Below are 26627 nucleotides of genomic sequence, written 5' to 3'. Positions count from 1 at the left end.
GCCCAACGAAGCTTAGCTGTTGCCAGTAGTTTTTATTCGGTTATGTATTTTATTAATTCTTTTCCAATTTCACTTATTCTTAAATTCCATTGGTTCCTATTATTCTCAACAACATCTGCGCTCCAGTATCCTAAAAGATGATAATTTTGAAGTCCTTTTTCTAAAAGCAAAAAAGACACCTCATCAGCATCTTTCTACTCTTTCCTCCTACTCTTCCAACTACCATTTTTATTATATCCCCTCCTAAACTCATAAATCTTACCTCTCAGGTAAAGACCTAAAAACCAAACCACAATAAATCCTATTATTTTATACCATTCCATACCTCAAATATAGAAAGTATAGGAATTCGTCTTTTAGCTTGAAATCAAAAACTCCGTTTTTGATAAGTAATAATCCCGAATTGATAAGTATTCGATATCCCTACAAAATAAAAAACATGCTTATCAGCACCTTTTTCTATTTATCTATTAATTTAAAAAACTCGGAAAGCTTAATATTTCTAGCCTCACATATTTTATTAAGAGTATTTACAGGTATATTATAATTTGAGCCTTCTACTTTTATTGCAGTATTTTTAATCTTTCGAACTATACTCTCTTCAATGTTATGATCTAATGCAAAAGAACGCTGAGATTTATAAGATTCAATCCAGCTTCTGTAAATATAATTACAAATAATATTGTTTGCTTCAATCATAATAACAAAGAAAAGTCAATCAATAAAAAATAGTGCGTACTAAAATGCGCATATCGAAATATTTTGTTATATTTGTTTCCAATTACATACATTTGCGATTCTTCTCATAAAAAATATTTGAAGCATTCGCTTTGAATCTCGACTTTGAAAACTGGTAATTTTTGCAACGAGATGATAAGTAAGATGCTCACGTCCCATGGCGTGGGCTCACTTATTGTTGCTCGGTATACCAGTACCTCAAAGTCAATAAGCTGAGTTCCATGCCATTTTTTTGTCCATTATTTAGGCATACTCAACTTCATATTCTTAGCGTACTTCATTATTATTCATAGTCTCGCAGTAACAGTTAATGTTTAACCGTTTAACCTTTTGCATGCCTATGAAATAAAAAAAGAAATACTACCTATTTAATGCCTGTGCTGTCTTGTTCTTTGTTTTGAATTAGTAAAGTTCAGTACAGGTTATTAAAAACGCATAAAAAAAGGCCCTCTAACCCGTGACCAAACAAGTATAGAGGACCATCGCTAACAAAACTAACGTTTCATTTAACTATACCAATATTATGAATAAATTTTCATTTTACAAGGGTGGTTCGGCTTTTTGGTACCTGATTCTTTTTGGGTTCTCGCTATCCTACACCCCAGCTCCAGCAAAAACCGTACTGAGGCAAATGCAGTCTCTACCCCAACAAACTCAAATAAGCGGGACTATCACGGATGGCAGCAGCCCCTTACTGGGAGTTACTATTTCCATAAAAGGAAAACCAACAGCAACTATATCCGATTTCAACGGGCATTATAGTATAGTCGCATCACCTGACGATACCTTAGTTTTCTCTTTTATGGGCTTCAAAACAGAGATAGTTCCCATAAACGGACAGAAAACAATTAACATACAATTGCAGGAAGATGCAACCATGCTGCAGGAAGTACGTGTCAACACAGGTTATTATACCGTAAAAGAAAGCGAACGTACCGGAAGCATTTCTAAAATCACTTCCAAGGATTTCGAAAAACAACCCGTCAACAATCCCTTGGCGACCCTGCAAGGTCGTATGACTGGCGTCAATATCACACAAGCCACAGGCACGCCTGGTGGTGGATTCGACATACAAATCAGGGGAATGAACAGTATCCGCACCGAAGGAAATGCTCCCCTATATGTAGTCGATGGTGTACCTTACAGTTCCCAATCCCTCGGCTTTAGCTCTGCTTCTTCAGGCATACTTGCAGGTACTACAAGCCCTTTAAATGGAATAAACCCATCCGATTTGGAGAGCATCGAAGTGCTAAAAGATGCCGATGCGACAGCTATTTATGGCTCTCGTGGTGCAAATGGCGTGGTTCTGATTACTACTAAAAAAGGCAAAGAGGGCAAAACGAGGTTTAACCTGAATACCTACAGCGGTTTGGGAAAACTGACCCGTACGATGGAGCTCATGAATACAGAACAATATTTGTCCATGCGACGCGAGGCTTTCGCCAACGATGAGATTTCGACATATCCTGCAAATGCCTACGATGTCAACGGCAAATGGGATCAAAACCGCTATACCAACTGGCAAAAAGAACTGATTGGTGGCACGGCAGAAACCAACAACATACAAGCCACAATTTCAGGCGGCAGTTCCGGAACCCAATACTTAGTAAGCGGGACCATGCATAAGGAAACAACAGTTTTTCCGGGAGATGCCCATTATGGCAAAGGCGCGGCACATACCAGCCTGACCCATAGTACTGAGGATAAGCGTTTCAAAATAAACTTTTCTGCTAATTATACTGCCGATAAAAATATTCTTCCGCCGTCAGACTTCACATATAAAGCCGCGGTACTCACTCCCAATGCACCAGCATTGTATGATGCAAACGGAAACCTGAATTGGGAAAATAATACGTGGAGCAATCCACTGGCCACTTTAAATGGAAAATATACCGCTAACACTGCAACCCTTATTGCCAATACGGTTCTATCCTATCAGCTTTTACAAGGTTTAGAATTGAAAACGAGCCTTGGCTATACAGACAACCGCGTAGAGGAAAGCCGTATCAATCCTTCAACGATGTACAATCCGGCCTTTAACTTTGGAAGTGAACGCTCAACACTATATGTCAACAATGCTTCAAGCCATTCTTGGACGATTGAACCGCAACTGAACTGGCAAAAAAAAGTAGGCAGCGGGGAAATAAACGTGCTGGCAGGAGCAACTTTTCAGGACCAAAAATCAAGTCAATTAGCACAAACAGGGGTTGGTTTTCCCAGCAACGGTTTGATTTACAATCTTGCCGCAGCATCACGCTTAAACATAGCCAGCAATCAGTTTTCAGAATACAAATACCAAGCTTTTTTTGGCAGGATCAATTACAATTGGAAAAGCAAATACATTATCAATGCAACAGGACGACGCGATGGCTCCAGCCGTTTCGGTCCAGGAAATCGCTTTGCTAATTTCGGTGCGATTGGCGCGGCTTGGGTATTCTCCAAGGAAGCATTTATCAATAATAATACCTTCCTAAGTTTCGGGAAATTGCGTGCAAGTTTTGGAACTAGTGGCAATGACCAGATTGGTGATTACCAGTTTTTGGATACCTATGATGTTACAGGAAACAACTACAACGGTGTTATTGGGATACAACCGTCTCGTCTCTTCAACCCTGATTTTGGTTGGGAAACCAATAAGAAATTAGAAGCAGCAATAGAACTGGGTTTTCTCAATGATCGTATTTTCTTGACTGCCGCCTATTATCGCAACCGATCTTCCAACCAATTGGTGGGTATTCCGTTAGCAGGCACCACTGGATTTTCCTCCTTGCTGGCAAATCTCGACGCAACAGTACAAAATAAAGGATTGGAATTGGAATTGCGAACCGTGCAGTTCCGCAGTAAAAATTTCAACTGGACAACAAATCTTAACGTAACAATTCCTAAAAACAAGTTGCTGGAATTCCCTAATTTGGAAGGTTCTCCTTATGCCAATAGGTATGTGATTGGGGAATCAATAAGCATTCAGAAAGTCTACCACTATACCGGAATCAATCCGCAAACAGGGCTGTATACGTTTGAGGATTACAATGGTGATGGACAAATCAGCAGCCCCAATGACCAGCAATGGATCGAAGACACCGCTCCCAAATGGTATGGCGGTTTTGCAAACCAATGGAGCTATAAAAACTGGGCCATGGATTTCTTATTTCAGTTTGTAAAACAAAAAGCCAGAAATTATCTGTACAATACCTCTTGGGCGGGAGACATTGTAAATCAGCCTGTAGCAATCGGGAACCATTGGCCAGTGAATGGTCCAGCTTCCGAAACACAGCTATATACTACAGGAGAAAATGGGGAGGCGCTTGATGCGTGGTCACGCTACAGCAATAGTAGTGCAACAATCAGTGATGCTTCGTACATCCGATTGAAAAGCATCAGCATATCGTACACGATTCCGACAAAAGGATCGCAAATCAGCACCGCCAGACTCTACTTGCAGGCGCAAAACCTGTTGACTTTTACCCATTACAAAGGAGCTGATCCTGAGAATCAATCTTCCTTTTTCATACCACCCTTACGCCAGATTACCTTAGGAATACAATTGGGTTTATAACATAAAATTGAATAACATGAAATACTACAAACAAATAAAAATAGGAATAGTTTTACTCTTTATAGTAACGATGTGCTTGTGGCTTAACAGCTGTGATAGTTTCACTGAAACGGATCTTCCAAAGTCACAGCTGATAAAAACAGCCGTTTTTCAAGATGTAAAAACAGCAACGGCAGCCCTTTCCGACTGCTATGCCCAAATGCGGGATTACAGTATGATTACTGGGAATTCTGACGGAATTTCCAGTCTGATGGGAAACTATGCGGATGAATTAACCTATTACGGAGTTAGCGATGCACCGTTACAATATTTTTATAACCACACGGTGCTGTCTTCCAATAGTGGGGTTTCCGTAATATGGAATAGCGGATACAATCAGATATACGCCGCTAACGCCATCGTGGAAGGCGTGGAGAATTCAACAGCAATTACAGGTGATAATCGAAACCGCCTGAAGGGAGAGGCACTTTTTATCCGTGCTTTTATACACTTCTACTTGGTAAATTTGTTTGGGGATATTCCATACATCGCCACTACGGATTACAAAACGAACACTGTGGTTTCACGGCAGTCTGAAACTGTCGTTTATGAAAAAATAATAGCCGATTTATTGGAAGCCAAAGACCTATTGCCTGAAACCTATACTTCAGCACAACGAATACGGCCCAATAAATATACGGCGGTGGCCTTACTCGCAAGGGTCTATTTATATACCGGAAAATGGCAGTTAGCAGAAGTGGAAGCCAGTGCTGTTATCAACAAGACTGCACTTTACCAATGGCAGGGAGATCTGGATCGTGTATTCTTAAAGGACAGTCCTGCCACGATTTGGCAATTGCATCCAGGAGTAGCGGGTTTAAATACAATCGAAGGCCGGAGCTTTATTTTTAATAGTACACCACCTTCCATTGAAGCGGCAAGTCAGGAACTGCTGGATGCCTTTGAAACTGGAGACGAAAGAAAAAATCATTGGCTGGGCAGTATCAGTGATGGAACAGACACCTATTACTTTCCTTTTAAATACAAACTGGACACCAATTCGGGAACGTCTCAGGAGTATTCGATAATCTTCCGTTTAGAGGAACAATACCTGATTCGGGCGGAAGCCAAGGCGCATTTAAACAACTTAGCCGAAGCACGGGACGACATCAATAAAATCCGTCAAAGAGCGGGCTTGTCTAATATAATTGTGAATACTTCGGAAGGTTTGTTGCATGCCATCTTGCAAGAACGAAGAATAGAATTGTTCACCGAATTCGGGCACCGATGGTTTGACCTGAAACGCACTGGAAGGGCCAATGCTATTTTAAGCACAATAAAACCGGCATGGAAAAATAGCGATATACTGCTACCATTACCAGAATCGGAACTATTGGTAAATAGCAACCTCCAGCCTCAAAACCCAGGCTACTAAATTATGGGCAACTTAACAATAATTGTAAAAGACCGTTTACTATTATTTCTTTTTTTATTAGGGTCTGTATCCATTTGTGGACAGACTCTAGTAAAAAAACAGGTCACGCCAGCAGATTATAGCCAATGGAGTACGCTAACTGCAGAGAAACTGTCTACTGATGGCAAATGGGTAAGCTACAAACTTGCCTATGATTCTGGTAAGGATACCGTTTTCGTACAGCAAACCATGGGTAATAAAAAATATAGTTGCCCTTCAGCGGCAGACGAAAGTTTCAGTCGCAATGGAAAATGGTGGGCTGCAATCGAACCGGAAAAAGGACTTCTTATATTGAATTTAAAGAGCGGAAAAATCCAATGGACTGCAGATGTTGTTTCCTATGAATTCCTTGCCAATGGAAAATACCTGGCGTTGCTTAAAAAAGCAGGACCGGAACAAGAACTCGATATCCTGAATATGGAAACAGGAATGCATTATACCGCAAAAGACATTTCAGAATATCGTTTTAATGCGGATGGAAAAATCGGGGCATACATAACAAAACAGGAAAATGCCGTAAAGCTAATTTGGCTAGACCAGAACTTTCACACTTCGGAAATAATTCAGAGTTCAGCGAAACGCTTTAAAAACTTAATCTGGAATAAAGACGGAAATGCACTGGCTTTTTTACAGGAACTCCCACAGGATGAATACCAAGGAACCAACCACAAACTGTATTTCCTAAATCACATGGATGCAACTCCCAAATTGCATAACTTGGATCCCTTGGTAGATAAAGACATCCTAAATGGGATGCGAATTGTAACGCCTCCAGCAAAAAAATCCTTGGAGATGGCAACGGACGGTAAAAAGGTTTTCTTTTATATAACCGCTGCGAAAGTACAGACCAACGACAAAGAAATTGTTCAGATATGGGATGGGGCGACACCATGGACCTACCCTAATCAAAAGAGTGTCGACGGATGGCAATACAGTTCTAAAATGGCGGTTTGGTGGCCTGATGAAAACAAATTTTTCAAAATAGGATCCGACGAATTTCCGAAAACGCAATTAATGGCAGATGGAAATTATGCTTTAAACCATAATCCGATGCAGTATGAACCACAGTATGAAATTGCCAGTCCTGTTGATTATGTGCTAACGGATGTCAGTACGGGGAAAAGCAAAAAAATAATAGAAAAACAAATCCGAAAATTTGATTTCATCAAGGGTTCCGGCTCAGGAAATTTCATCAACTATTTTAAAGAACAGCATTGGTGGATTTACAATAGTAAGGAGGATAGCCATATCAACCTGACATTGCCTTTGGGAATACCCATATATGAAATGGATTACGATTGCGCAGGCGCTGCCCCGCCTTATGGAAGCCCGGGATGGTCAGCGGATGAAAAATACCTGATTGTTTACGATCAGTATGATATTTGGTTGCTCTCTGCCGATAGGAGATCACGAAAAAGACTAACCCACGGCCGTGAAAAGCATATTCAATACCGAATTGCTGAGAACAGTTATCAGGATTCGCAACTGTTAGGAAATGCTATCTTGCCCGGAAATAAATTTGATCTCTCTAAAGGATTACTATTGGAAGCTTTTGGCGATGACAAATCATCGGGCTATTGTTATTGGCAGCCCAATGGAAGCATCAAAAATATCGTTTATAAAGATAAAATGATAGACCACCTGATAAAGGCAGAACATGCTCCAGTCTATATATACCGGGAGCAGTCTTTTGAACAATCTCCACGATTATTATTCTGGACCGGAAAAGAGCAACAGCCAACCATATTGTTACAAACCAATTCACAACAGAACCATTTTGAATGGGGAAATGCCGAACTGATTTCCTATAGCAATTCCAAAGGAACTCCGCTACAAGGAGTGCTTTACTATCCATCCAACTTTCAAAAAGGCAAACAGTATCCCATGATTGTAAATATTTATGAAAAACAATCGCACATATTGCACCGTTACTTCAATCCGGAAGAAAATGCAGCGGATGCATTTCCGCGTACCAATTACAGTTTGGATGGCTATCTGGTTTTATATCCTGATATAACGTATGAAGTAGGGGAACCTGGTAAATCAGCAACAGATTGTGTAGTAGCATCCGTAAAAGCAGTAACTGCAAAAGGGATTGTAGAAGAGCAACACATCGGATTGACAGGGGCCTCATTTGGCGGTTATGAAACAGCATATATTGTTTCACAAACCAATATTTTTGCTGCAGCGGTAGCGGGTTGTCCACTAACCGACTTTGTAAGCCAATACCTTAGCTTGGATGATAACTGGGGACATCCTAGGATGTGGAGATACGAATCACAGCAACAACGGATGGGGTTATCCCTTTTTGAGAATTATCAGGGATATATTGAGAACTCGCCTGTAGCACAGGCTGCAAAAATCAATACCCCTTTATTAATATGGTCCGGTCTGGAGGATAGAATGGTAAGCTGGACACAAGGGCTTGAATTACATTTAGCATTACGCAGGCTGCAAAAGCCAAACCAATTTTTAGTCTATCCTGGAGAAAACCACTCCTTTTTAAAACGGGAGACAAAAAACGACCTTACACAGCGTACTAAAGAATGGTTCGATTTTTATCTCAAAGAAAGGCCCTGTACTGACAAATTGAGTAGTAATTAAAAACAACAATGCTGGATTTTAAAAAATCCAGCATTGTATTACCAATAAATATTGGCTTGCGAACGGTTATTAAATTTTTTTATACAACGCATCTGGACAATCGGTTCCTGCAGCATTTAGGCGGTAAAGCTGCTGACCACTAAAAGTACACATTTGTGGATTGGGAACTGTGGAACACTTTACGTTTTTTTCCTCGCAAGAAGCAGGAAGATGTCCATTAACATCAATAGTGGTGCTCAAATTAGCACGTGAAATGTTGTTGGCGAAAGCTCCCGCAACCGCTAAAACAACTACTGCAATGGGAAATCCCATTTTTAAAAAATTTGTTTTCATGATAATAAAATTAACAGTTAATGATCTACTCTTTTCTACAGGTTTTCGATCGAAGTCCTGATACCGCGCAGTATATTTTAATTTCGTATTTAATAAATTAGGGTGATTTAGAAATCGTAGGTTTATAATAATCGCTCCGTATCGCATAAGTCACAATTGAATGATCATAGAGGGCTACAAAGACATCGTCGAATACCCTAAAATCAGTCATTTTTTGATCCAGTAGGTTAGGAACGTAAAAACTAAACAAGTACGTATTTTCAATAAAATCGTAAACATCAATGATAGATGCTTTGTTCCACATAGCTTCAGTTTCATAGCGTCCCATAAGTGCTGCGTGTACAAAAAGATAATTGGCGAAAGTAGCCGTCATTTTATTTACGATTAGCGGAGGTGCGGCAAGCTTATTTTGGTTATTTGATCGGATATGGGCTACCTTAATTTGTGCCCGACTTATCGTATCGATAGTATGGCCGCGGTCTACAGTATTCAAGCTGATAGTACTAACCAAATATTCATTACGATAATAATAGGTGTACAGCACTCTCCTTAACTGAGTATTGTACAACAACATGCCATCAGTATCAAAAACGCCATCAATTTGTTTTTCCAATAAGTGCGGAGCTAATCTTACTTTAGTAGTATCCGTAACTGTTATAGTTCCCAAAATATTTTCATGGTTTTTACTGCTTATGGTACGCATAGCGAAAGTTTCAGAATTTAGCGGCTCAGCCTTTGTAAAATAGACTGTACCATACATCCATAAACTGCCTTTCCAATCCGTTAGATTGCCTCTGAAAATGCAAGGAACAGTACCGTCCATCAGGTAAAAATATGGGTATTGAACCCGCACCTGTATAGAACGAAAAGTCAAGTCCGGTTTGGACAGTTTTATGACGTAGGGTTGTTGCTGCTGCAATGCCGTGTCTATCACTAAGACATGAAGAGGTGCCTCATAATTGCTTAGATAAATTTTCTCATTCTCAATTCCTGCAATATAAAAAGACGGATGCTTTAGGTCTACTTCATGTGTTTTTGTAATCGGATGGTGCGGGAAACGGCGAATAAAATTGTTACGATGATGAATAATGTCTTCTGATAATACAAAAAGTAAAATCACAACGACAATACTACAAACGAATACGACTGGAATTAGAATAAAAATACGTTTATGTTTTTTAGTATTCTCGGTTATTTTTTTAGGTATCATCAATAGAATACTGATAAGAGCTAGAAAAACAAACACAATATTAAACACCAGATGTTGCGTCCAGCTCATCTTTTCAAGGATACCACCACAGGAACAAGGAATAAAGGAACTGAAATTCAAAATGATAATAATATAGGTTGTAAATAGAACCATCAAGCTGAAAGCGGCAAACAAACCAACTAACCTATATCTTGAAAATAGCAGAGCAATAGATATCAAAATTTCTGTAATCGGGATACCCCATGAAACCCATCCGGCAAAAGCACTTAGCAAGGGAGACTGTCCCAACTGCACCTGAAAGTTTTCAAAATCCAAAAATTTGCTTGCAGCGGCATAGACAAACAATAAAACATACAACAGGCAAATACTGTTGAGAAGAATACTTTGGGTTGAAGCACTTAGTTTCATATCGATAAACTTTAAATTAATCCGATATAAAATTCCGAAAAAACAAAAGAATAAGTGTTATCAATTCGGGAGCTTAACTTGCTCAAAAGGGAGTTTTTAAATAACGGAAAGCAACCTTCTAACTCTTAACTTCTAACCAGCTACCTCCTCTCGACTTCATTGGGAGCATAATCAAAATGTTTTTTAAAGGCTCTTGAAAAATTGGGATAGGTGTTAAATCCCATAATAGTAGCAATTCTTTTTAAGGGTATTGTGGTTTGCTGGATCAAAAGATGTGCTCTTTTTAACCGTTCATTAGTATAGAATTGGTAAATACTCGTTTTAAATAAAAGTTTAAACCCTTGTTTCAATTTATTATCATTGGTTCCAAAAATTTGAGAGAGCTCTTTTAAAGAGGGCAACGGTGAATCCAAATGCTTTAAAATATAATCATATACATGCTGTATCAATTGTACATCAGCATAACTACTGAAACCACTAAGCAAATTAGTATCTTCTACAGAAACCAATGCTTTAGCGAGTAGCGTTTCATCAATAACAGTCGTAACTGAACTGATTAAAATAGAAGTACTGTGCTTTAATCTTGAAATGGTACAAAAGCAAGGCACAAGCAATTGCTTATGAGTAATATAAGCAAGTGGTAAGATACTATTATAGGCTTCATCATGAAGAATACCAACCGCAGCAGAATCCCAAATGGGCAAGGATTCCTTCGAGAGTATACTACTAAAAGGAGTGTTATGGAGTCTTTCATCCGAAAATCCTAATAATAGAGGAACAGCTGAATTATAACTTCTGATAATAAAATCGGTGTCCAAAATAAAAGAGGTTTGAACCAGATTTTTATAAGTATAATGAGGATTAATAAAGCCCGAATGAAAAACAGATTCCTTCATTTCTTCCGCAACCATATTAACAAGCACAACTAATGCCTCCAGTTCATCATCCTGCTCTGTTCGCTCGATACGATTCGTAAAATTACCACTTCCCATTTCAAGAAGCATTTGGTACATACTTTGAATACGCTTTTGATTAATTTCCTGTTGCATGCTTAGGGGTATAGGGTACTTATTTAAAAATAAAAGTAGTGCTTTATAGTATTACTTGTAACCTTCCAAAAAAGCTAAAGCGTCGGACTCATCAGTAAAAAGCTTAGTTGGAACACTTGGTTTACATATTTTAAGATAAAAAGAAGTAATAATTAAGGAAACGTTTTGGTGCGTAATTAAGCTGACCGCTTTGGTTAAAACAGAACCCGATTGAGCCAAATAATCCCTGGCAGCTTTATCAGAATCTACAACACCTCTGATATCACACAATATAGGATAGGCTTTCTCATTTTGTATATGTATTCTATCTGCCACAATACGCTGGGCTACAGTTAAATCAATAACAATATTAGGCTTGTATTCAAAAAAAAGAATACTATTTCGAATCCAGAAATGAGCATATTGATTCTCATAATAGTCAGGTGAAAGTCTCATAAAATTTCAAATAAAATAGTGTTATTTGGTAAAAATAGCAATAATTATAATTATTAAAAGCATCAAAACAGCATAAATAACATAAAAAAATACGGAAGTTATCAAATCGGGAGTATGTCTTATCACATCGGGAGTTTTGTAAAATTCGATACAACGCTATCAATTTTTTATTCAGAATTTTACCCAATAAATAGCATCTAATAGGACGCAAATACGGGTAAAATTTTACATCTCAACAACTTAAACTTAAAAAGTATGGCAAAAATCAAACACAACAATTTCATTGATACGGTAGATGGGGTAATCTCGGGGGCAAAAAAAGAAGGAGTACTACATCTTTATGCTGAAGATCAAATATTGAATGGACGAACGCTACAAATAAAAGGCAAAAAAATGTTTCATTTTGGTACAACAGGATATCTGGGACTCGAACAAGACATCCGATTAAAAGAAGCAGCAATAGAAGCCATACAACATTATGGAACACAATTCCCACTTTCCAAAACCTATATTTCAAATCCACTATATAACGAGCTGGAATCAAAAATTGAAAAAATGTATGGAATACCTCCTATAATAACGAAAAACAGTACGCTTGGCCATTTGGCAGTAATTCCAACAGTGGTAAGGGATGAAGACGGTGTGATTTTAGACCATCAGGTACATTGGAGCGTTCAGAATGCCTGTCAATTACTAAAAATAAGAGGTATTCCGGTCGAAATGATTCGACACAACAATTTAAATATGCTGGAGGATAAAATTAAATACCTAGCGACACGATGCAATAAAATATGGTATATGGCTGACGGTGTATATTCTATGTTTGGCGATTTTGCACCCATACCAGATTTGATGGAACTGTGCAAAAAATACCCACAGTTACAGCTCTATTTTGACGATGTACACGGAATGAGTTGGAGAGGAAAAAATGGTACTGGATATGTATTGGACATTTTAAAAAGTTTACCGGACAATGTTTTACTATTCGGTACTTTGAGTAAAACATTTGGTGCCAGTGGAGCAACATTACTTTGTACCGATAACCAACTGCGTGAAAAAATTAAAAATTTTGGTGGACCGCTTACTTTTTCTGCACAACTGGAACCGGCTTCTGTAGCAGCTGCAATTGCATCGGCAGACATTCATCTTTCACCTGAAATCACCAGCTTACAATGCGATTTATCAGAAAAAATAGAATATTTCAAATCATTATTGGAAAAAACTGCACTTCCGATGATTGCCCTGAATAACTCCCCTGTGTTTTTCTTGGGTACCGCCATGCCTTTGACCGCCTATAAAATGGTACAACGGCTATTTAAAGAAGGTTTTTATGTAAATCCGGCTATTTATCCGGCAGTCCCAATCAAAAACACAGGTATTCGAATCACACTTTCCCGACACAACCAAAAAGAAGAAATAAAAGCACTAGTGGAGGCGATGGAATACCATTTCCCAAAAGCATTAGAAGAGTCAGGCAATTCGCAACACAAAGTAAATAAAGCTTTTGGCATTGTAGAAACGGCTTCTACTGTTAGAAATTTAGAGCCAAAAACAGACTTAAAATTACAGTACGAAACAGCCATAGAAAAAATAAACAAACAGAACTGGAATGAGCTATTAGGGAAACAAAGCACATTCGACTGGGATGGACTATGTTTCTTGGAAAATTCTTTTAAGAATTCCAATTATCCAGAAAACAAGTGGGACTTTCATTACTATCTGATCACTGATAAAAAAGGAACTCCAATAGTTGCTACTTTCTTTACTTACGGACTCTGGAAAGACGATATGTTAGCTGCAGAATCCCTTTCACTTCAACTGGAAGAAAAAAGAAAACAAAATCCATTATACCTGACTTCAAAAGTCTTGGGAATGGGTTCCTTATTTACAGAAGGCGATCATTGTTACATCAATAAAACACACCCGTCGGCAGAAGAAGCCATAATACTTTTACTGGAACAGGTGGAAACATTGTACCATCAATTAAACGCAGACATGCTTGTATTAAGAGATTTCGAAGAAGACGAACAATGGAATCGTATTTTTCACAATCAAGGGTTTTTAAAAATAAACATGCCCGAAACTTGTATCATACAAAATAATAAATGGGACAATGTGGAAGAATTTTCGGCTGCCCTTTCCTCCCGCTCCAGAAAGCATTTCATGAAAGAGATACTGCCTTTTGAACAAGCTTTTGATATTGTGATCAAAGACCAATTGACAAACGAAGAATCAGAGCAGGCATATAAACTGTATCAGAATGTAAAAAATAACAATCATGCAATAAATACATTCACCTATCCCATAGAAGTATTCCAAAAAATGGAGAGTAATCCTCAATGGGAATTCATATTGTTATATCTCAAAAATAAAGAAAAAGAAGAAATTACAAAACCACTAGTCGGAATTCTATTTTGTTACAAAAACACGGAGCATACCTATGTTCCGGCTCTGATAGGAATGGATTATTCCTATGCAAAAGAATTCCAACTCTACCGACAACTTCTGTTTCAGGGAATTAAACGGGCTCGGGAATTAAATCTTAATAAAATTGATTTTGGGGTATCTGCAACTTTCGAGAAAAGAAAACTGGGAGCCACGATAATTCCAAAAGTAGCCTACATTCAAGCACGAGATAATTTTTCAATGGAATTAATGGGCACACTTCAAAACGAAGACAAAACACGTTCTGGAAATTAAAACTAACTACAACCAAAAAATATAATTAATCCCCTTTTCACTTCCCTTTCCTTTTGGTGAGGGGCTGGTGAGGTTAAACCAAAAGCCTATGTTCAAAAGTACCATTGAAGAATTTAATAAACAAATAAACACTATTATAACCGCAGAGGAAAACCATCTTAAAAAAGCGAGTAACGGAATCAATTTATGCAACAAAATCCTATCAAACTTAAAAGAAAAAGTTGAGCAAAATGATTTTGAAACAGTACCGTGTGAAATTGATTTCTTCAAAAACACCAAACCACTCCCGATGAGCTACTTGATCTATTTTACCGAAGTACGTTCTTGTGAATTACGCAAGCCAAAAGCAGGCACTTCCTATCAAATAGAATTTTTTGAAAAGGAAATGAAAAAAATTAATAAGTTCTTTTATCGCAATGTCGATTTTGTACATTACATGGAGCAAGGGTCTACGTATCTCGATCATCAGTTTTTTACAAGAAACCACCGAAACAATTTTCCTTTCACCCCGATGACTGAGTATTACCAATACCCGGAATTCTCATCCTCACACGACATGCAATGGGCTAAAGTAAAAGCAATGTACCGGTTTATTCATTACATCCGCGAAGCAATGCAGAAACTCAAAGTTGGGAATGCAATACTATTTGACGAAAAAAAGCACAAAGTACTGCTTTGGACAGCTCCAAAAACGGCACTCGCCGAATTAATCTATGCGCTATACTCCAATGGTGCTTTAAACCATGGAGCTGCCGATATAAATACTATAGCATCCTCCTTTGAGGATTTCTTCAACATCAAAATAGACAATATCTACAAAACCTACTCAGAAATTAAAGATAGAAAAAGCAGCAAAACAAAATTCTTAGAAGAACTGATGCTGAATCTGCAGCAGAAAATCCATAAAGAAGACGAATGATGAAAAATCGGAACCCAATCGTACTTCCGAAAAATACAACCAAGAAACACGGTCTATAATTGAGTATTAAAGCCTAGTAGCGTGTCATCCAGTACTATTTTGGTACCATTAAAACAATGACTATTCTCACATTAATGCCCCAATTGGGGCATTTTTTATTAGAAAAATAGATTGTGTAATACAAAACTTAAGCAACTCAAAAAATGAAGATAGTAGAAACTCGGAAAAGCCCCAAAACCTGCTTTTAAAAATGTGCAAATGTTAAATTACTTCGGTACTACGAAAGCCATTGGGATTAAAAAAGAATAAAAGCAATCAATTTTGTGCCACAATAAAGCTATAAAATTAATTATAACCTTAAATCATTTTAAAATGGCAGCAACAATTATCACAACAGAAGATCTTTTAGAATTCAAAATTGATTTATTAGAAGAAATTAGAAAAATTATCGGATCTCAAATTACCGAACAAACCAAAAAGTGGCTAAAATCCCCCGAAGTACGAAAGCTGCTAAAGATCTCTCCAGGAACACTTCAAAACCTGCGTATCAATGGAACACTTTCCTACACTAAAATTGGTGGAACTATTTATTATGCAAATCAAGACATCGAGAAATTACTGGAAAACAACAAAGTCAGTAATACACCTACTCTATTTAAATAGCCAGTCATTGCGAACGAAGCAATCTTTTTCATCCCGTAGAAGAACGACACGAGCACTTGTCCGAACTAGCGAAGCAATCTCATCAACTCTGTGCTCTTACCTCAATTTCGCACTGCTTATGGTTAATCAACTGAACACTAAAAACTGAACTATATCTAATGAACTATATCAAACACCTTACCGGATTTTTCAATAAAATCAATTTTGAAACTAACCTCAATCCAACGCACATTTCACTCTATTTGGCGCTCTTCCAATGTTGGAACGTGAATAGGTTCAAGAATCCAACAGGCATTTCTCGGGAAGAAATTATGAAAGCCAGCAAGATCAATTCAAAAGCAACGTATCATAAGTGCATGAAAGAGTTAGAACTTTTGGGGTTTATGGAATATAACCCAACATTCAATCCCCACTCCTGCTCCAACATCGTGATGGTCAATTTTTCTGAAAAAGAAAAAACAAATACAAATACAAAAATAGCACAATCAACACGTTCAAAAAATGAACCCGTTCACAATTTGACTAAATCAAAAAATGAACAAGTTATTGAACAGGTTAATGAACAGGTCTATATATATAATAAAAAACAAACAGTTAAAAACAATTTAAACAATACAAAAATAGATATAGAAAAAATTTCAAGAAAAGAACAGGTTCAAAATTTGAATCCTATAATAATTCCAAAAGAGAAAGAACAAACGGACAGCGGTCGGCAAAAAGAAAAAAGTTGCGCCAAAAAAGAAAAAACAATTGAACTCGATTTATTTTTTGAAACCATTGTACCATCACTCGAAATGATACTGGAATACTTCTCTTTCAAGGAAAGTTCCCAAATAGAAGCCAATAAGTTTTTTAATTATTACTCCAGCATCGGCTGGCTTATAGGCGGTAAAACAAAAATGAAAGATTGGAAAGCAGCAGCAAGAAACTGGATGCTCAACACAGCTAAGTTTGCTACAAACACCCCAAAATCCGATTACAACTCCCAACCAAAACCGATGCACTTGCACACGGCAACACAAAAAAACTATGACGAACCATTGTAAAACCGTCCGTGAAACCTTCGTGGTCCACAAAGGTTTCAAAGTGTATAATTTCCAAAAATGCTTGGAATACCTAGAAAACCAAGGAAAAACAACCTATGGAAATTCGTTTAAAATCAGTGAAATGGATCACCCTACCATATACAAATTGTTGATTTATATGATAAAAGACGAGAAAGCAGCCGTGAACCTAAAGATCGACTTATCGAAAGGAATTTTAGTATCAGGTTCAATTGGTTGCGGAAAAACATCCTTAATGAACTTAGTACGCCCTTTTGCCTATCATTCATCCGAATACAAAATAAAAACATGCAGGGAAGTATCATTTGAATTTGCCAAAAACGGTTTTGAAGCAATCAACTGTTACACGCTAAAGCAAGCCAGTCAATCGAAACTAACCGGTTATTGCTTTGACGATTTGGGTGCCGAACAGCAAATAAAGCACTTCGGAAATGATTGCAACGTCATGGCTGAGGTACTCATCAGCCGGTACGAACAGTTTGTCGAAAACAAATCCGTCACGCACATCACCACCAACCTTTCTGCCTCCGAAATCGAAAACAGCTACGGCAACCGACTCCGTTCTAGGATGCGACAAATGTTCAATTTGATAACATTTGATAGTAGAACGAAAGACAAAAGGTAAATTGAACATTCATGAACCCCATAAAAAAACAATAGAAAACCGTGAATACATGTTCAACCTCATCACATTCGACAAAACAGCAAAGAGAAACGATAACATTGCCATCCTTTGGTGGAGTGCCCAAAGGGTGGGGTGGTAAAAAATAAAAATATTAATTCATATATCAAAAACCTTAATTTAAAATGAAATCAATCAACACCTTCTGGAACTGGTTCCAAGACAACAATCAAACCATCAAAAACCTGATCAACGAAACCCCTAAAAACCAAAAACACATCAGCTTTTGGATAAGCAAAAACCTGAACTACTATTGCAAAGAAATTGATTTTATGATTGTATTTCCAAAAAATGACAATGCCAAATCCGAACTCATCATAACCGCCAATGGCAACCCGGAATACTTTAACCAAGTAATTAATTTAGTCGATAATGCACCGCAATTGAAAAGCTGGAAATTCACTGCTTTTATACAACCAACCGAAAGAATTGATAAAATTATCGATGGACTTGACGAACCTTATATCTTCCATGAGATTACATTAAAAGCCAGTGAACTCAAATTCCTAACTTTAGAGTATCATGAAGAAACGCATAAGTTCGATATCATCGTTTTTCTGAAAAACTATAATTTGTATTGTGATACAAAGACTTTAGATCAAGCTGTTTTCATCATCATGCAAGACATACTGGGAGAAAATTCACTTTTCCAAAACATCAATTTTGTACAGCTGGCACAAACACCAAGTAACGAGGAGGAATTGATTTACTTGTATGATTTGCAGTTACACATTGACAGTTTTAACCAAAAATAACTATATAAAAAACTCTCTCATATGGTTCGAGAGAGTTATATCATTTTTTTAAACTAATGATTCTGAACTATAATCATTGAAAAATTATCTCTAGACTCTAAACTACATAATCCCTCTATTTGATTAATCGCTTCTTGTTTCGATGCAAAAGCCTTTATAAGATTATTAATTTGATATGAATTAATTACATCGGAAACCCCAATAACGACAAGTCCGTAACCGTAAAGTTTATACTATTGCTGGAATCAATTTTAACGATTTTAACAAATTTTTAGTGACACATTACTATAATTTAGCTAATTTTGATTTATTATTCTTCAAAGATGAAAAAGTTCCACATTTTTCTAATCGTTGTACTTGGCTTCTTCTTGGCGCCAACAGTAACTTTTGCCTGTGGAAACAATTCAGAGAAAGGTTCTTGTAACAAAGAAACTTCGTCAAAAACTCATAAGGACGATTGTTTTTGCTCAAATGACAGTCATTCTAAAAATAAAAATCACGAAGGTTGTGGTGGAAAATGCGGGCATTCAAAATGTGGCTGCGCTTCTTCATGCAATAGTTCAATTACAATTAATGGATTGAATTTAAATAACAAAATTTTTAATTTTTCGTACGAAAAACAAAATTTTTACAATTCAGAAACCTTCATTTCTTCTGGTTTCTATTCTCTTTGGCTTATACCAAAAATAAGCTGAATTTCAATTTTGACAGCCATAAGTGTGTCAAATTAAAAGTAATTATTACTTTAAAATCATTTATTTTTTCGACTAATTCTAATTTAAACTATAGTTTCAAATACTATTGTTTGGGTATTTAGCTAATTCAATCCTTAAATTATTTACATACAATGAACTCATTAAAAAAAACAATGATGGCAATAACTCTATTGTTATCAGTCGTGGTTTCCACTGCGCAAATTAAAAACACTAAAACACAACAAATAACTGAGAACCAATTGAAACCAGTTTTCGATAATTATTTCTTATTGAAAGATGCTTTGGTAAAAACTGATGGTAAAACGGCTTCTGTAAAATCAAAGGACTTACTAACAGCGATCACTTCTGTAAAAATGGAAAACTTAAAAACAGCGGAGCATACCGTCTGGATGAAAGTTTTGAAAAGTTTAACTGCTAGTGCTAAAAATATTTCTAAAACACAAGACATCAAGAAGCAAAGGGAACTTTTCAAATCATTATCTAAAAATATGCATGAATTGATAAAAGTTTCAAAATTAACAGCACCCGTTTATTATCAGTATTGCCCAATGCAAGATGCTAATTGGTTAAGCAAAGAAAATGCGGTTAAAAACCCTTATTTTGGTTCACAAATGTTGGGCTGTGGTAAAACAGTTGAAACAATTAAGTAATATTTAAAAACAATATAAAGATGAAAACATTAATTATCGTACTAAGCGTATTCTTAGCAGTTAGCACAGTAGCATCAGCTCAAAATGTTACAAAACCCTCAAAAAAAGAGGCTCAAAAAACAACTTACAGCTGTCCGATGCATCCAGATGAAGTGAGTTTAACAGCAGGAGGGTGTAGCAAATGTGGAATGAAAATGGTGAAAACCACGGAACGAAAATTCAATCACGCTGTAAAGGGAAGTCAAGCAACCAGTGAGGTTGTTACAAAATATGTTTGTAGTATGGATGGCGCCACTTCCAATGAACCAGGAAAATGTCCGAAATGCGGAATGGATATGACAAAAAAAGAAGTTCAAAAAACAACTTACAGCTGTCCAATGCATCCAGAAGAAGTGAGTTCAATAGAAGGCGGATGTAGCAAATGTGGAATGAAAATGGTAAAAACCACGGAACGAAAATACAATCACGCTATAAAGGGAAGTCAAGCAAGCAGTGAGGTTGTTACAAAATATGTTTGTAGTATGGATGGCACGACTTCCGATGAACCAGGAAAATGTCCGAAATGCGGAATGGATATGGTACAAAAAGAAGTTCATAAAACAACTTATACCTGTCCGATGCATCCGGAAGAAATGAGTTTAATAGAAGGTGGATGTAGCAAATGCGGAATGAAAATGATTAAAACTAGAAAATATAACCACGCTGTTAAAGGTAGTCAAGCCACCAGTGAGATTGTTACAAAATATGTTTGCACTATGGATGGTACAACTTCCGATGAACCAGGAAAATGTCCGAAATGTGGGATGGATATGACTAAAAAAGAGGGTGATAAAAAATAATCCTTTCCTGTAAATTTTAGATTTACTTTTATGTATGTATTGACTGTGCGCTTATGATTATAATTGAAGCACAAAATGATTTAATTATGCTGTAAAATAAAAAAAACATAATAACGTGGATTTTCAAAAAAAATATTGAGCATAAAATAGTACCATAGTAGCCTAATTAGTGATTAATAAATTTAAAAAGAAATGAAAAATATAATTCTTTCAGCCATTACCATGGCATTCGTAATGGTTTCTTGTAACCAAAAAAACAGAGAAGGGGTCACAACTAATTCAGAAACAAAAGAGAGCACTTCACAATTGTATGCATGCCCTATGCATCCAGAAATTACAGGAAAAAAGGGAGAGAAATGCTCTAAATGTGGAATGGAACTGACAGCGCCGGTAAATGAAGCTGCCAAAACTACTTCCGGTAGTCCAACTGAAGCCAAAACCGAAACAACTGCTGCGTCAGTAGTACAAACTACATTTTCTATCAAAGAAATTGTAAGTAATTATTTGGCTTTGAAAAATGCACTCACTAAAGACGATACAAAAGGTGCTTCTAATACAGCAAAAGCATTATTTGCAACTTTTAATAAAGTAAATCCCAATACAATAGATGCAAAATTGAAAAAGGAATATTTGGATATCGCCGATGATGCCAAAGAACACGCTAAACACATAGGTGATAATGCAGGGAAAATAGACCACCAAAGAGAACATTTCGCCATGCTAAGCAAAGACATCAATGATTTAATCAAAACCTTTGGAACAGAACAAAAATTGTATCAAGACCATTGCCCTATGTACGATGATGGTAAAGGCGCCATTTGGATTAGTGAAAGCAAAGACATCAAAAACCCATATTACGGCAAAAAAATGCTTAGCTGCGGCTCAATGAAAAAAGAATTGTAGAATGAAAAAAATCATCAAAAGAATAGTTGTCGTGGGTTTTATTCTTTTTTTGCTGATGCAATTGTATCAACCTGCCCATAATTCAGATGACGGGCAGGTTTTGCCTACGCACTTTACAAAAATATATAATGTGCCTGCCAATGTGCAAACCATTTTACAAACCTCTTGTTACGACTGCCATAGCAACAATACTAATTATCCGTGGCATTCCTATATTCAGCCAGTGCGAATGTTGATGGAAAGTCACATTAAAAATGGAAAGAAAGATTTGAACTTTAGTGAATTTGGAAACTACTCAAATCGAAAACAAATAAGCAAATTAGAAGCAATCAGCAAACAAATAAAGTCTAATGAAATGCCTTTATCTTCTTATACTTTCATTCATAAGAATGCAATACTTTCTAGTAGTCAAAAAAAAGAAGTAATTAATTGGATTCAAAAAACCGCCGATAGCCTTTCAATAGAAAACTAAGAATAATGGTAGAAAAATTAATAACATTCTCACTACGAAATCGATTTGTAGTCTTGCTTGTTTCGGCCTGTTTATTTGGCTGGGGTATTTATAGCGTGCAACAAAATCCTATAGATGCAATTCCTGATTTATCAGAAAATCAAGTCATTGTTTTTACAGAATGGATGGGAAGAAGTCCACAGGTTATAGAAGCACAAGTAACCTATCCTTTGGTTTCTAACCTGCAAGGAATACCAAAAATTAAAAACATTCGTGGAGCTTCGATGTTTGGGATGAGCTTTGTCTATATTATTTTTGAAGATGATGTTGATGTTTATTGGGCAAGAACCCGCGTACTGGAAAGATTAAATTATGCCCAACGATTATTGCCTCAAAATGTTGTCCCAACCTTAGGCCCTGATGGCACGGGTGTGGGACATATTTTTTGGTATCATTTAGAAACCAACGGTATGGACTTAGGAGAGCAACGCGCTTTGCAGGATTGGTATGTGAAATTTGCATTGCAGACTGTTCCTGGCGTGGCCGAAGTGGCTTCTTTTGGAGGTTTTGAAAAACAATATCAATTGGTGTTAGATCCTTTAAAAATGCAGTACTATAATGTAAGCATGATGGAGGTGATGAATGCTGTCAAGGCAAACAACAACGATGTCGGCGGGCGAAAATTTGAAATGAGCAATATGGCCTACATTGTAAGAGGATTGGGCTACATAAAGAACATAAAAGATGTCGAAGATATCACGGTTAAAAATTATAATGCGGTTCCTGTAAGAGTAAAAGATCTGGGTTCCATACAAATGGGAGGTGATTTGCGTTTGGGAATTTTTGATGAGAATGGTACAGGCGAAGTAGTAGGCGGAATTATAGTGATGCGCTATGGCGAAAATGCCGATAAAGTTATAAAAGCGGTTAAATTAAAAATGAAAGAAGTCGAAAAAGGACTCCCAGAAGGCGTTTCTTTTAAAACTTCCTATGATAGAAGCGAACTCATAGAACAAGCTATCGAATCTGTCAAAGGAACTTTAATCGAAGAAATGATTGTTGTTTCTATAGTTATCCTTCTGTTTCTTTTTCATTGGCGAAGTGCTTTAATCATCCTTATTCAGCTTCCAATATCTGTTGCTGTTGGTTTTATTTTGCTCCAGACTTTCGGGATTTCATCCAATATTATGTCGTTAACCGGTATCGCTCTTGCAATAGGTGTAGTGGTTGATGATGGGATTGTGATGGTTGAAAATGCTTATCGGACAATTTCGGAGAAACAGGAAGAAATGGATAGTAATCAACAATCGATTGAAAAATGAAAAATTTCATAAAAAAAATATTTAAAAAAGAACATGACCCATTATCTTCCGAAGAAAAACTGAAGATCATTGAGGCTTCCTCCAAATTGGTTGGACCAGGTGTTTTTTATTCAACCATAATTGTAATTACTTCGTTTTTGCCGGTATTTCTTCTTACGGGAATGGAAGGTAAACTGTTTAGTCCACTGGCTTGGACAAAATCGTTTATCCTTATTGTAGATGCTTTTTTGGCCATTTCACTTACGCCTGTTTTGATCAGTTTTTTACTCAAAGGCAAACTTCGCCCAGAGGCAAAAAACCCAATTAACAAAAAACTGGAAAGTATTTACACCCCTATTCTGACTTTTTCTTTGAAATGGAGAAAAACAGTGTTGGGTTTAAATATTATTGCTTTACTAATTGGCGTATTGATGTTTACGCGTCTGGGCTCAGAATTCATGCCTCCATTAGATGAAGGTTCTATTCTGTTTATGCCGGTTACCTTGCCCGATGTTTCTAATTCCGAAGTAAAACGAATTTTGCAGGTGCAGGATAAATTGATAAAATCGATACCCGAAGTCGCCCATGTTTTAGGAAAAGCCGGAAGGGCGAATACAGCGACCGACAATAGTCCCATAAGTATGATTGAAACGATTGTTTTGCTAAAACCCCAAAACGAATGGAGAGAGGGGAAAAACAAGAATGACATTGTAACCGAAATAAACAATAAACTGCAAATTCCCGGTGTAACGAATGGTTTTACCCAGCCTATTATCAATCGGATCAATATGCTTTCTACAGGTATCCGAACTGATGTGGGCATAAAAGTTTACGGAGCCGATTTAGATACCATAAATGCTTTATCCCAAAAAATAAAAAAAGCACTCGAAGGAACGGCTGGAGTAAAAGATTTGTATTCCGAACCTATAACAGGCGGAAAGTATATTGATATTGAAGCAAAGCGGGAGGCAATAGGTCGATACGGACTTACTATTGACGATGTAAATAATGTAGTCGAAGCCGCTATTGGCGGGATGAAACTGACTACAACTATCGAAGGAAGGCAACGTTTTTCGGTAAATGCGAGATATGCTCAGGAATACCGAAACAGCATTGAAGCTCTGAAAAAACTGCAAGTGCAAACCATGCAATACGGACCAATTCCTTTGGAAGCCGTTGCTGACGTAAAAATAAGCGATGGACCACCCATGATAAACAGCGAAAATGCGATGCTTCGTGGAAGCGTATTATTTAATGTTCGGGAACGTGATTTGGGAAGCACCGTAAAAGAAGCGCAGAAAAAACTGAACGCAATGATAACAAAAATGCCCAAAGGGTATTATGTGGAATGGAGCGGACAATGGGAAAACCAAATCAGAGCCAACAAAACATTAAGTATGATATTGCCCATCGTTGTTATTATCATTTTCCTGATTTTATACTTTACGTATCATTCGATGAAAGAAGCTTTAATCACCATGATAACAGTGCCATTTGCTTTAATTGGAGGGATTTTTATGGTCTATTTTTATGGCATTAATTTATCGGTGGCAGTGGCTGTTGGTTTTATTGCGTTATTCGGAATGGCCATAGAAACAGCGATGCTAATGACCATTTATTTGAATGAATCCATGAATAAAATGGTGGCAAAATATGGCAACAGTGCAGCAACCATTACTGAAGCGATTTTAAGACAGTATATTATTGACGGTTCGGCCAAAAGGCTTCGACCAAAACTGATGACGGTTTCCGTTTCACTATTTGGATTAATCCCCATTCTTTGGGCAACAGGAACGGGTGCAGATGTGATGCTCCCTATTACTGTTCCACTTATTGGTGGTACAATCACCTCAACTATTTATGTATTATTGGTAACACCTGTTGTTTTTGAAATGGTAAAACTCCGTGAATTAAAAACAAAAGGTAAAATAGAACTTATAGATGTTAAAGAATAACTATTTTATCGTTATAAGCTGTTTGCTTTTAAGTACCGCTAATTTAGTGGCGCAAACACTTTCGTTGGATAATGTTTTGACGAATATTAAAATAAACAATCCACAATTAAAAATGTATGATGCCGATATTCAAAGCATGGATGCAGCGGCAAAAGGTGCCAAAAGTTGGATGCCGCCACAAGTGAGTACCGGTTTTTTTATGACCGCTTACAATCCCAAAATGTGGAAAGCCGACGAAATGAACCCAGGAATGGGCAATTATATGTTAGGCGTTACACAAATGATCCCTAATGCTTCAAAACTAAAAGCGGATTACAACTATATGAGTACGATGTCTTCTGTCGAAGCCGAAAACAAAAATTACACCATCAATCAGTTAAATGCTTTAGCGAAAACGAATTATTACCAATGGCTGGTACTCACCAAAAAAGTAAAAATTGCCAATGATAATTTATTGCTTTTAGAATATATGATTAAAAGCATGGAAATTCGATACCAGTATAATATGGATAAATTGCCAACCTATTATAAAGCAAAATCGCAATACAGCATATTACAGAATATGATAGTAATGCTACAAAATGACATCTCTCAAAAACGAATTATGCTTAATACATTGATGGCAAGAGATAAAAACACCTCTTTTGAGATAGATTCAACCTATAAATTAAAAGATTTTGATGTGATGAAATCGGATACCACTTCACTTTCCCAAAACCGAAGCGATGTGAAGGCTATTGAAAAAACAATGGCATTAAATCAATTGAAAATAAAAGCCGAAAAGACAAAATTATTACCAGAATTTGGTGTTAAATATGAGCACATGTTTGCATTTGGAGAAGATCCAAACCAATTCTCTTTAATGCTCATGGTTAATATTCCTTTAGCACCTTGGTCATCCAAAATGAATAAAGCCAACATCGATAGTTTTCAGCTAAAAAACGAAAGCCTGAACTGGCAAAAACAGATGATTTTGAACGAAGCTACCGGGATGATTTCAGGGATGAATACCGAACTCGAAAACTTAAAAAAACAATATGATATCGTTGAAAAAAATATCATTCCAGCCTTACGAAGAAATTATGATACCGCAATAATAGCCTGGCAAAATAATACCGGCGATTTGTTTATTGTTCTGAATGCCTGGGAAGCATTAAATATGGCTCAAATAGATGCCTTAGATAAATTACAAACTATTTTGACGACACAAGTGGAAATTGAAAAACAGCTGGAAACAAAATAA

The 26627-nt window shown here is 36.9% G+C and carries 21 protein-coding genes; 17 read left to right on the top strand and 4 right to left on the bottom strand.

Features of this window, described 5'->3' with window-relative positions; translation table 11 throughout:
• Window positions 1-1261: 1261 nt before the first annotated feature.
• From ACNQGG_RS09055 to ACNQGG_RS09045, 3 genes are read left to right on the top strand one after another with little or no spacing between them, the layout of a single operon-like run.
• Window positions 1262-4294, top strand: a complete 3033-nt coding sequence (locus ACNQGG_RS09055; protein WP_417963194.1) for a SusC/RagA family TonB-linked outer membrane protein — start codon at window positions 1262-1264, stop codon at window positions 4292-4294.
• 16 nt (window positions 4295-4310) lie between these two features.
• The gene (locus tag ACNQGG_RS09050) at window positions 4311-5708 is read left to right on the top strand and encodes a RagB/SusD family nutrient uptake outer membrane protein (RefSeq protein WP_417963191.1); all 1398 of its coding nucleotides are present in this window, start codon (window positions 4311-4313) and stop codon (window positions 5706-5708) included.
• 3 nt (window positions 5709-5711) lie between these two features.
• Window positions 5712-8351, top strand: a complete 2640-nt coding sequence (locus tag ACNQGG_RS09045) for an alpha/beta hydrolase family protein (RefSeq protein ID WP_417963189.1) — start codon at window positions 5712-5714, stop codon at window positions 8349-8351.
• A gap of 69 nt (window positions 8352-8420) precedes the next feature.
• Here ACNQGG_RS09045 and ACNQGG_RS09040 read toward each other — a convergent pair whose 3' ends face one another.
• From ACNQGG_RS09040 to ACNQGG_RS09025, 4 genes are all read right to left on the bottom strand, one after another.
• Window positions 8421-8684: a DUF6520 family protein gene (locus ACNQGG_RS09040; RefSeq protein ID WP_417963187.1), complete on the bottom strand. Its 264-nt coding sequence runs from the start codon at window positions 8682-8684 to the stop codon at window positions 8421-8423.
• 97 nt (window positions 8685-8781) lie between these two features.
• Window positions 8782-10302: a MauE/DoxX family redox-associated membrane protein gene (locus ACNQGG_RS09035; protein ID WP_417963185.1), complete on the bottom strand. Its 1521-nt coding sequence runs from the start codon at window positions 10300-10302 to the stop codon at window positions 8782-8784.
• Window positions 10303-10442: 140 nt separating this feature from the next.
• Window positions 10443-11351: a helix-turn-helix domain-containing protein gene (locus ACNQGG_RS09030; RefSeq protein ID WP_417963183.1), complete on the bottom strand. Its 909-nt coding sequence runs from the start codon at window positions 11349-11351 to the stop codon at window positions 10443-10445.
• A gap of 51 nt (window positions 11352-11402) precedes the next feature.
• On the bottom strand, window positions 11403-11786 hold the full coding sequence (locus tag ACNQGG_RS09025; RefSeq protein ID WP_417963182.1) for a DUF7793 family protein: 384 nt from the start codon (window positions 11784-11786) through the stop codon (window positions 11403-11405).
• Window positions 11787-12041: 255 nt separating this feature from the next.
• On the opposite strand from ACNQGG_RS09025, the gene ACNQGG_RS09020 reads away from it, so the two are divergent.
• The 14 genes from ACNQGG_RS09020 to ACNQGG_RS08955 all read left to right on the top strand — a co-directional run bounded on the left by ACNQGG_RS09020 (window position 12042) and on the right by ACNQGG_RS08955 (window position 26627).
• Window positions 12042-14486, top strand: coding sequence for an aminotransferase class I/II-fold pyridoxal phosphate-dependent enzyme (locus ACNQGG_RS09020; RefSeq protein WP_417963180.1), 2445 nt, complete (start codon window positions 12042-12044; stop codon window positions 14484-14486).
• Between the two features lie 88 nt (window positions 14487-14574).
• Entirely contained in the window at window positions 14575-15405 is an 831-nt protein-coding gene (locus ACNQGG_RS09015) for an RteC domain-containing protein (RefSeq protein ID WP_417963178.1), read from the top strand.
• Between the two features lie 372 nt (window positions 15406-15777).
• Window positions 15778-16068, top strand: coding sequence for a helix-turn-helix domain-containing protein (locus ACNQGG_RS09010; protein ID WP_417963175.1), 291 nt, complete (start codon window positions 15778-15780; stop codon window positions 16066-16068).
• Window positions 16069-16226: 158 nt separating this feature from the next.
• Complete coding sequence (locus ACNQGG_RS09005; RefSeq protein WP_417963173.1) at window positions 16227-17114, top strand: transcriptional regulator; 888 nt, start codon at window positions 16227-16229, stop codon at window positions 17112-17114.
• Window positions 17098-17757 carry a P-loop NTPase family protein gene (locus tag ACNQGG_RS09000; protein ID WP_417963171.1) on the top strand — a complete coding sequence of 220 codons (660 nt, stop codon included), beginning with the start codon at window positions 17098-17100 and terminating at the stop codon, window positions 17755-17757. Before ACNQGG_RS09005 ends, ACNQGG_RS09000 begins: the two co-directional genes overlap by 17 nt.
• 182 nt (window positions 17758-17939) lie before the next feature.
• On the top strand, window positions 17940-18569 hold the full coding sequence (locus tag ACNQGG_RS08995) for a hypothetical protein (RefSeq protein ID WP_417963169.1): 630 nt from the start codon (window positions 17940-17942) through the stop codon (window positions 18567-18569).
• Between the two features lie 323 nt (window positions 18570-18892).
• A complete protein-coding gene (locus ACNQGG_RS08990; RefSeq protein WP_417963167.1) occupies window positions 18893-19264 on the top strand; it encodes a hypothetical protein in 372 nt (123 codons plus the stop codon).
• Between the two features lie 152 nt (window positions 19265-19416).
• Entirely contained in the window at window positions 19417-19935 is a 519-nt protein-coding gene (locus ACNQGG_RS08985) for a DUF3347 domain-containing protein (RefSeq protein ID WP_417963165.1), read from the top strand.
• A gap of 20 nt (window positions 19936-19955) precedes the next feature.
• A complete protein-coding gene (locus tag ACNQGG_RS08980) occupies window positions 19956-20774 on the top strand; it encodes a heavy metal-binding domain-containing protein (protein ID WP_417963163.1) in 819 nt (272 codons plus the stop codon).
• A 192-nt stretch (window positions 20775-20966) separates the two neighbouring features.
• Window positions 20967-21677 carry a DUF3347 domain-containing protein gene (locus tag ACNQGG_RS08975; RefSeq protein WP_417963161.1) on the top strand — a complete coding sequence of 237 codons (711 nt, stop codon included), beginning with the start codon at window positions 20967-20969 and terminating at the stop codon, window positions 21675-21677.
• Window position 21678: 1 nt separating this feature from the next.
• On the top strand, window positions 21679-22149 hold the full coding sequence (locus tag ACNQGG_RS08970) for a heme-binding domain-containing protein (RefSeq protein ID WP_417963160.1): 471 nt from the start codon (window positions 21679-21681) through the stop codon (window positions 22147-22149).
• 5 nt (window positions 22150-22154) lie between these two features.
• Window positions 22155-23450 (top strand): efflux RND transporter permease subunit, encoded by a 1296-nt coding sequence (locus tag ACNQGG_RS08965; protein WP_417963158.1) that lies wholly within the window; start codon window positions 22155-22157, stop codon window positions 23448-23450.
• Window positions 23447-25384 (top strand): efflux RND transporter permease subunit, encoded by a 1938-nt coding sequence (locus tag ACNQGG_RS08960; protein ID WP_417963156.1) that lies wholly within the window; start codon window positions 23447-23449, stop codon window positions 25382-25384. The genes ACNQGG_RS08965 and ACNQGG_RS08960 overlap by 4 nt, the downstream gene beginning before the upstream one ends.
• A complete protein-coding gene (locus ACNQGG_RS08955; protein ID WP_417963154.1) occupies window positions 25371-26627 on the top strand; it encodes a TolC family protein in 1257 nt (418 codons plus the stop codon). Before ACNQGG_RS08960 ends, ACNQGG_RS08955 begins: the two co-directional genes overlap by 14 nt.

Origin of the sequence: Flavobacterium esculini, from assembly GCF_048284325.1 — a bacterium.
Classification (GTDB): Bacteria; Bacteroidota; Bacteroidia; order Flavobacteriales; family Flavobacteriaceae; genus Flavobacterium.
This window is presented reverse-complemented; position numbering and strand designations above follow the sequence as displayed.

What these genes read in the sequence shown, in the direction of transcription:
- ACNQGG_RS09015 (WP_417963178.1), top strand. Translation starts at nt 14,575, where the DNA reads ATGTTCAAAAGTACCATTGAAGAATTTAATAAACAAATAAACACTATT.
- ACNQGG_RS08980 (WP_417963163.1), top strand. Translation starts at nt 19,956, where the DNA reads ATGAAAACATTAATTATCGTACTAAGCGTATTCTTAGCAGTTAGCACA.
- ACNQGG_RS08990 (WP_417963167.1), top strand. Translation starts at nt 18,893, where the DNA reads ATGAAAAAGTTCCACATTTTTCTAATCGTTGTACTTGGCTTCTTCTTG.
- ACNQGG_RS08970 (WP_417963160.1), top strand. Translation starts at nt 21,679, where the DNA reads ATGAAAAAAATCATCAAAAGAATAGTTGTCGTGGGTTTTATTCTTTTT.
- ACNQGG_RS08960 (WP_417963156.1), top strand. Translation starts at nt 23,447, where the DNA reads ATGAAAAATTTCATAAAAAAAATATTTAAAAAAGAACATGACCCATTA.
- ACNQGG_RS08985 (WP_417963165.1), top strand. Translation starts at nt 19,417, where the DNA reads ATGAACTCATTAAAAAAAACAATGATGGCAATAACTCTATTGTTATCA.
- ACNQGG_RS08995 (WP_417963169.1), top strand. Translation starts at nt 17,940, where the DNA reads ATGAAATCAATCAACACCTTCTGGAACTGGTTCCAAGACAACAATCAA.
- ACNQGG_RS09040 (WP_417963187.1), bottom strand. Translation starts at nt 8,684, where the DNA reads ATGAAAACAAATTTTTTAAAAATGGGATTTCCCATTGCAGTAGTTGTT.
- ACNQGG_RS09045 (WP_417963189.1), top strand. Translation starts at nt 5,712, where the DNA reads ATGGGCAACTTAACAATAATTGTAAAAGACCGTTTACTATTATTTCTT.
- ACNQGG_RS08955 (WP_417963154.1), top strand. Translation starts at nt 25,371, where the DNA reads ATGTTAAAGAATAACTATTTTATCGTTATAAGCTGTTTGCTTTTAAGT.
- ACNQGG_RS09000 (WP_417963171.1), top strand. Translation starts at nt 17,098, where the DNA reads ATGACGAACCATTGTAAAACCGTCCGTGAAACCTTCGTGGTCCACAAA.
- ACNQGG_RS08965 (WP_417963158.1), top strand. Translation starts at nt 22,155, where the DNA reads ATGGTAGAAAAATTAATAACATTCTCACTACGAAATCGATTTGTAGTC.
- ACNQGG_RS09035 (WP_417963185.1), bottom strand. Translation starts at nt 10,302, where the DNA reads ATGAAACTAAGTGCTTCAACCCAAAGTATTCTTCTCAACAGTATTTGC.
- ACNQGG_RS09055 (WP_417963194.1), top strand. Translation starts at nt 1,262, where the DNA reads ATGAATAAATTTTCATTTTACAAGGGTGGTTCGGCTTTTTGGTACCTG.
- ACNQGG_RS09005 (WP_417963173.1), top strand. Translation starts at nt 16,227, where the DNA reads ATGAACTATATCAAACACCTTACCGGATTTTTCAATAAAATCAATTTT.
- ACNQGG_RS09050 (WP_417963191.1), top strand. Translation starts at nt 4,311, where the DNA reads ATGAAATACTACAAACAAATAAAAATAGGAATAGTTTTACTCTTTATA.
- ACNQGG_RS09010 (WP_417963175.1), top strand. Translation starts at nt 15,778, where the DNA reads ATGGCAGCAACAATTATCACAACAGAAGATCTTTTAGAATTCAAAATT.
- ACNQGG_RS08975 (WP_417963161.1), top strand. Translation starts at nt 20,967, where the DNA reads ATGAAAAATATAATTCTTTCAGCCATTACCATGGCATTCGTAATGGTT.
- ACNQGG_RS09020 (WP_417963180.1), top strand. Translation starts at nt 12,042, where the DNA reads ATGGCAAAAATCAAACACAACAATTTCATTGATACGGTAGATGGGGTA.
- ACNQGG_RS09030 (WP_417963183.1), bottom strand. Translation starts at nt 11,351, where the DNA reads ATGCAACAGGAAATTAATCAAAAGCGTATTCAAAGTATGTACCAAATG.
- ACNQGG_RS09025 (WP_417963182.1), bottom strand. Translation starts at nt 11,786, where the DNA reads ATGAGACTTTCACCTGACTATTATGAGAATCAATATGCTCATTTCTGG.